Origin of the sequence: Marinobacter persicus, assembly GCF_002934325.1 — a bacterium.
GTDB lineage: Bacteria > Pseudomonadota > Gammaproteobacteria > Pseudomonadales > Oleiphilaceae > Marinobacter > Marinobacter persicus_A.
In genome coordinates this window covers 63,282-69,338 of the sequence record NZ_PTIV01000019.1, presented here as the reverse complement: position 1 = coordinate 69,338, position 6,057 = coordinate 63,282, and the positions used below count along the sequence as shown (strand labels likewise).

Here is a 6,057-nt window from a genome sequence, read left to right as displayed (position 1 = left end):
GCTGTTAGTGTTGGTTTTTTGTGTAGGAGCTTGAAATCATAACACTTTCAGCCGCTTCTTCCTTCCTTACGCCGCCTCCTCATGAGAAATCCGGGTTAGCTATCCCGGCAGCTCAACGGGGCTATCTGCGCCCTGAACGAGTACGTATCGAGACCCGCTTCCCCTTTGGTCTGCTTAAGGCCTGGTCGTGGTTGAGGCCGGCCTCTGCTGGCACCGTTTCCCCGCGACCAGTGCCCGCCCCCGAGGTTACCGGTACCCGTGAAGACCCGGATGAAACCACCAGTGTTGCTCCGACCGCGGGCCAGGACCAGGCAGATTTGAGGCCCTGGCGTGAAAGGGACCTCAGCCCACGGGTCATGTGGAAGCGTTACGCCCGTACCGGCCAGTTGGTGGTGGCTGACTGGGAAGCCCAGGGCGGCAGTCCCAACTGGCTGGATTTTTCGGCATTCCCGGGGGTCGACACGGAACTGAGGTTGAGCTACCTGGCCTGGATGGTGCACGACCGGACGGCCAAGGGGACAAAATTTGGGCTGAACCTGCCGGGCGAGATCATCGAGCCGGATACCGGTAGCCATCACGCCCAGCGGTGTCTGAGGGCATTGGCTGTCTGGGGCAGGGAAAAGCCCCGGGATAGCGAGGCGCTCTCTCATGGCACCCGTTCGGAAATTGACCGTCCTGCGTCCGGGAGCCTTTCGTGAAACGACCGCTTTGGGGTCAAAGAGCAAAACGAAACAGCCGGGACCAGGTATTACCGGGTTCCGCGCTGGCCTGGTTGATGGCCGCATTTGGCATTCTTTTGGTGCCCCAGTGGGATCGTCTTCCGGCCTGGTTGTTGGTGGCCTGCGTGCTTCTTGCCGGCTGGCGCTGGCTTGCCCAAACTGGTCGGCTCCGGTTGCCCGGCCGGTGGTTGCGTATCGGCATCATGCTGGTATTGATGGCCATTTACATCGCCACCGTTCGTGGCCACTTTTCAGTGGATACTGCGTCGTCATTCTTTGTTCTGGCGGTTGGGCTGAAGTGGCTGGAGACCCGGAACACCCGCGATTTCTACGTGGTGTTTTTCATTCTGGTGTACCTTGCCGCGGTTAATTTCCTGTTCCGTCAGGCCATTCTTTGGGCATTGATTGACTTCAGTGCCATCGCGCTATTGCTGGTTGGGCTGCAGCACCTCAACGCGCCGGATCTTCCCGCCGGCACCCGCAATGGCTGGAAGCGGCTGGGGATGCTCACCCTGAAAACGCTGCCGGTGGTTATCCTGCTCTTTGTCTTCTTTCCGCGCATGGCGCCTCTGTGGAGCGTGCCCATGGTGTCCGGTCAGGCCCGCACCGGCCTTTCGGATACGATGCGTCCGGGGGATATCTCGAATCTGGCACAGAACAGTGAGAGAGCGTTTCGTGTTACCTTTGGTGGTGAGCCGCCGGCCTATCAGGAGCGATACTGGCGCGGGCTAATCCTGGATTATCTGGATGATGAAACCTGGCGCAGAAGCGAACAGGAGCTACCGCAGCGGCCGGCAAGGATAGCCCGGGATGGTGGTGTCGGCACCCTGGAGGCTGGCCAGTACGATGTCTTGCTGGAGCCAACGGACCGCAAGTGGGCCTTTGCCCTGAAAAATTCCTCGGCGGTTTCGGACAACCTGGTTGAAACCGCCCAGAACCTGTTCGAGTTCCGCCGGCCGGCTGATACCTCGGTACGTTATCGCCTTGAGCTTCAGGGCGAGAACCGGCAGGCACAATCCCTCTCGTTGTTTGAACGCCGTCGTTATCTCCAATTGCCAGCTCAAGGTAATCCCCGGGCGAGAGCGCTGGGCACCCGACTTGCCCGCGACGGCACCCCCGAAGCAGTGGTTCGTCAATTGCTGCAACGGTTTCGGGAACAGGCGTATTACTACACCTTGCGGCCACCCGAAATGCCAGACGACGGTATTGATGCCCTGCTGTTTGACGAAAAAAGGGGCTTCTGCGCGCACTACGCCGGGGCGGCGACCTTTGTGTTCCGCGCTGCAGGTATTCCGGCCCGGATTGTTGCCGGTTACCAGGGGGGCGAACCGGGAGCCGGTGGTGAATACCTGATTGTCCGCCAATATGATGCCCATGCCTGGACAGAGGTGTGGCTACAGGGGCGGGGCTGGGTTCGCGTGGACCCGACCGCCGCCATCGCGCCAGAGCGCATTGAATCCGGGCTTCGTGAAGCAGTAGAGGAAGAAGGCTCGTTTCTGGAAGATGACCTGATGTCCCCCCAGCGCTACGGCGATTTGGAGATGCTTCAGTGGGCGGCGCTGCAGCTGGATCGCATTAACTATCAATGGCAGCGTTGGGTGGTAGGTTACCAGGGCCAGAGCCAGATGGACCTGATGTCCCGCCTGCCTGGGGGCATCGGCCTGAAAGAATTGGGATATCTCACCGCCGGTGTTGTCGGTCTGGCGTTGCTGGTCGCAGCGCTGGTGTCCGCCATGAGGGTCCAGCGGGGGCAGAAACAGGACCGGTTCCGCCGGATTGTTGGTTCCTGGCAACGGTTTTGCGAGCAGTCCGGGGTACCGGTTCGTACCGGCGAAACCCCTGACGTCCTTGCGGAACGGTTGGCCGAGGCGCTGCCAGCGACAGCGGACAGCGCCCGGAGTTTTGCCCGTTTGGTGAACAGACATTACTATAGCCAGCCGACTGAAGTGGCGTCGGACCTGGAAATCCGTCATCTCAGGCAATTGCTGAAAACCATGAAGCGCCAACGGCGTCAAAAGCACTCATCATCGACAGGGATACACGCCCATGACTGACATTGCCCGCAACATGCCCTGGGCGGCCAAGGCCTGGTCGGTGATACAGCACCGGCTGGTTTCTGATCGCCTGCCCCATGCCCTGTTGATAAATGGCGAGTGTGGCGTGGGCAAACGCCTGTGGGCCGAAACCGTGGCCGAGCTGTTGTTGTGTGAGTCGCCCATCGAACGCCAGCCTGGCGCTCCCGAGCCTTGTGGCCATTGCAAACAATGCGAGTTGATCGCCGCGGGCAGCCATCCTGATCGACGCATCTACGCGCCAGAAAAGTCAAAAATGGTTCGGGTGGATCAGATACGGGCGTTGTCTGCGTTCGCCGTGGCGTCTCCCCAGGTTGCCCATCACAAGGTGGCGATTGTCGACAGGGCGGATCAGCTCAACATTAATGCTGCCAATGCCTTGCTGAAGACGCTTGAGGAGCCGTTGCCGGATGTCACCCTGCTCCTGGTGCAGGAAAGTGGTCGGCCGGTCTTGCCCACGATCCGTTCGCGGTGTCAGTCGCTGACCATCCCCGTGCCCTCGGCAGAACAGGCAGAGGCCTGGCTTGCGAGCCGGGTGTCGGAACTGCCGGAAGAGAATCGTCCTGACGCGGAGGTGTTGGCTAAAAGTCTCATGCTGGCCGGCAACGCGCCACGGTTGGCATTGGAATATGCCACCGGTGAGTTCCCCGGTCTACGTGACAAAGCGTTTGAGGCGTTTCGTCAGTTCATGAAGGGGCAGGTGGCCGTCGGCGAAGCGGCGAAAGAATTCAAGGCAATTGGCATGGACAACGCGCTCTGGTTGTTTGAATCCTGGGCGGCCGACCTGGCTCGCTGCGCAGCGGGAGGCGCGCCCAATGATCCCGAAGCGTCCGACATGCTGATGTTTCTTGCCCGCAATAACCCGCCCTGGCGCGCTCACGAACTCTTGCAACAGGTGCGCGACAGCCGGGAAGCCTCGGTTTACAATGCCAGCGTGGAACTGGAGGCCACCCGTCTGCTGATGGCCTGGCGGGATTTAATGCCGCGCAAGCGGGCAAATCGGGCAGCGGCCGGTTGAGCTTTCCCGGGTGACAGCTGCTATGATTGTGAAATGTTTGTTAAATCAAGGTGTTTGATATGGGGCCCGGATTCGGAGCACGTAGCGGTATTCTTACCCTGACCATCAAGGACAAGGCGGTCCTGTACGCGGCGTACATGCCGTTCATTCGCCAGGGCGGTCTGTTCATTCCTACCCAGAAACAGTACCAGTTGGGCGATGAAGTCTTTCTGCTGCTCAACCTGATGGACGAGCCGGAAAAGATCCCGGTGGCCGGTAAAGTGGTCTGGATCACCCCAAAAGGGGCTCAAGGCAACCGTGCTGCGGGCATTGGCGTCCAGTTCAACGGTGACGATGAGACTGCCCGCACCAAAATCGAATCCTACCTGGCCGGTTCCCTGAGCTCGGATCGTCCCACCCACACAATGTAGGACCCACTACGCATGACCGATGTCCTGTGCGCCTCCAGTTCGGAGGATGTTCTGGCGGGCGGGCAAGATGTTCGCTGGCCGCTGCAGGCAATTACACTGGCCGGCATCAGCTGGAAGGCGCAGTGCCATAATTCCGATTACACCCCGATGTTGATGCTTCATGGCTGGCTGGACAATGCCATGAGCTTTATCCGGTTGGGTCCGGAACTCTCGAAGCACACCGATGTGCATGCCATCGATATGGCCGGGCATGGCTATTCCGGGCACCGACCGGAAGGCTATGGCTATTGGCTGATGGACTACGTGGCTGATCTGGCAGAGTTGATCGACAGCCACTGGGTGGCCCAGGGCAGGGAACAGGTGGACCTGGTGGGGCACTCGCTTGGCGGCATTGTATGCGCGCTCTACGCCGCAGCTTTTCCGGAACGGGTGAGGCGTCTGGTAATGATCGATAGCCTGGGAGCCCTGAGTCGTTCCGCGGATGAAACCATTCCCCAATTGCGCAAGGCGATTCGTAAACGGTTGAGCGGTTCCACCTCACCGGTGATCTATCCCGATCTCGCCACTGCGGCCCGGATTCGGGAACGGGGATTCAGTCCGCTCAGTAGTGATGCCGCGATGGCGCTGGTGTCCAGGAGCATGCGCAAACAGGGTAATGGACTGGTGTGGGGCACGGATCCCAGGCTCCGTCACCCATCGCCCCTGATGATGACCGAAGAACAGGTCCAGGCCTCGCTGGCGGCCGTAACAACACCATCGCTGTTTGTTAAGGGGATCGATGGGCTGCTGGCCGAGCGCAGGAATCTGTCCGGTCGGGAACATCTGATCCCGGGGCTCCAGATCGCCGAAGTTCCGGGCGGACACCACTGTCACCTGGACGGCGAACCGGAAGCGGTCGTTGCTGCAATTGAAAGGTTTTTAAGGGATGTTTGAAAACACTGTGATTCGGATGGGCATCAGGCTTCTGACTCTGTGGCTTTTTACGGTCACGGGTTTTGCCGCGGCCAATCCCATGGCTGAGCCGCCGGCGCCTTTCCCGCAGTCCACGCTTGAATCCACCACTCGTATCGAGTCGTCGGGCCACCTGGTATTGTTCAGCCCCGTTCGGGAAATCCGCAGTGAAATTCGCTCTGAAGCCATGGCCCGTCTGCCGGTGACCGGGGAAGGGCGTTTGTATGAGTTGTACCGGGATGCCAGCCGTGAAGCGGCCCGGGATCATTACCTGGCGGCGCTGAACGAGCGCGGTGCTACTATTATTTTTGAATGTACCGGTGTTGCCTGTGGCCGGAGCAACGTCTGGGCGAACCAGGTATTTCAGCAGTCCTCCCTGCTTGGCCGGGATGCGGATCAGGATTATCTGGTGGCCGGCGCCATGGATAGCAGTGGCCAGCGTTGGCTGACCCTCGTGTATACCGTGACCCGGGGTAATCTGCGGGAATACGTCTGGGTGGAGCATCTGGCGGTCAGGTCGGGAGCGGTCATCCCGCGGTTCTCACAGCTGCCGGAGCGTTTGAAGGGGCCGGTGATTGTACCCTGGGAAGGCAGTATTACCTTCCGGTTTGATTTGCCGACCAATGAGCGCCGGCAAATCCAGCAGTGGGCCTCGGATGAGGGTGCCGAGGTGATCCTGGCGGGCTTCAGCGCACCGCAGGAAGGTGAAAGCTTCGAGCAGGCAAAGCAGCGTGCTGCCGAGGCGATCGATTCACTCGCCGAATTGCTGGCCAAAACCGGCGTTCGGCGCGAACAGATTCGTAAGCTGCCCGTTGGTCCAGGTGTGCAGGTGCCGGGGCCGGACCGCCAGGGCAACCGGGTGGAAATTCTGGTGATGCAGAGGTAGG

The 6,057-nt window shown here is 60.2% G+C and carries 6 protein-coding genes; all 6 read left to right on the top strand.

The features are described from left to right. Positions 1-230 precede the first annotated feature (230 nt). Complete coding sequence (locus BY454_RS10965; protein ID WP_258075629.1) at positions 231-698, top strand: DUF58 domain-containing protein; 468 nt, start codon at positions 231-233, stop codon at positions 696-698. A 77-nt stretch (positions 699-775) separates the two neighbouring features. Then, entirely contained in the window at positions 776-2,773 is a 1,998-nt protein-coding gene (locus BY454_RS10960) for a transglutaminase TgpA family protein (protein ID WP_104416513.1), read from the top strand. Next, positions 2,766-3,809, top strand: coding sequence for a DNA polymerase III subunit delta' (gene holB / locus BY454_RS10955; RefSeq protein ID WP_104416512.1), 1,044 nt, complete (start codon positions 2,766-2,768; stop codon positions 3,807-3,809). The genes BY454_RS10960 and holB overlap by 8 nt, the downstream gene beginning before the upstream one ends. Before the next feature lie 59 nt (positions 3,810-3,868). Beyond that, positions 3,869-4,219: a PilZ domain-containing protein gene (locus tag BY454_RS10950; protein ID WP_104416511.1), complete on the top strand. Its 351-nt coding sequence runs from the start codon at positions 3,869-3,871 to the stop codon at positions 4,217-4,219. A gap of 12 nt (positions 4,220-4,231) precedes the next feature. Then, entirely contained in the window at positions 4,232-5,152 is a 921-nt protein-coding gene (locus BY454_RS10945; protein WP_104416510.1) for an alpha/beta fold hydrolase, read from the top strand. Beyond that, positions 5,145-6,056: a DUF4892 domain-containing protein gene (locus tag BY454_RS10940; protein WP_104416509.1), complete on the top strand. Its 912-nt coding sequence runs from the start codon at positions 5,145-5,147 to the stop codon at positions 6,054-6,056. Before BY454_RS10945 ends, BY454_RS10940 begins: the two co-directional genes overlap by 8 nt. Position 6,057 lies beyond the last annotated feature (1 nt).

What these genes read in the sequence shown, in the direction of transcription:
- BY454_RS10960 (WP_104416513.1), top strand. Translation starts at nt 776, where the DNA reads ATGGCCGCATTTGGCATTCTTTTGGTGCCCCAGTGGGATCGTCTTCCG.
- holB (WP_104416512.1), top strand. Translation starts at nt 2,766, where the DNA reads ATGACTGACATTGCCCGCAACATGCCCTGGGCGGCCAAGGCCTGGTCG.
- BY454_RS10950 (WP_104416511.1), top strand. Translation starts at nt 3,869, where the DNA reads ATGGGGCCCGGATTCGGAGCACGTAGCGGTATTCTTACCCTGACCATC.
- BY454_RS10945 (WP_104416510.1), top strand. Translation starts at nt 4,232, where the DNA reads ATGACCGATGTCCTGTGCGCCTCCAGTTCGGAGGATGTTCTGGCGGGC.
- BY454_RS10940 (WP_104416509.1), top strand. Translation starts at nt 5,145, where the DNA reads ATGTTTGAAAACACTGTGATTCGGATGGGCATCAGGCTTCTGACTCTG.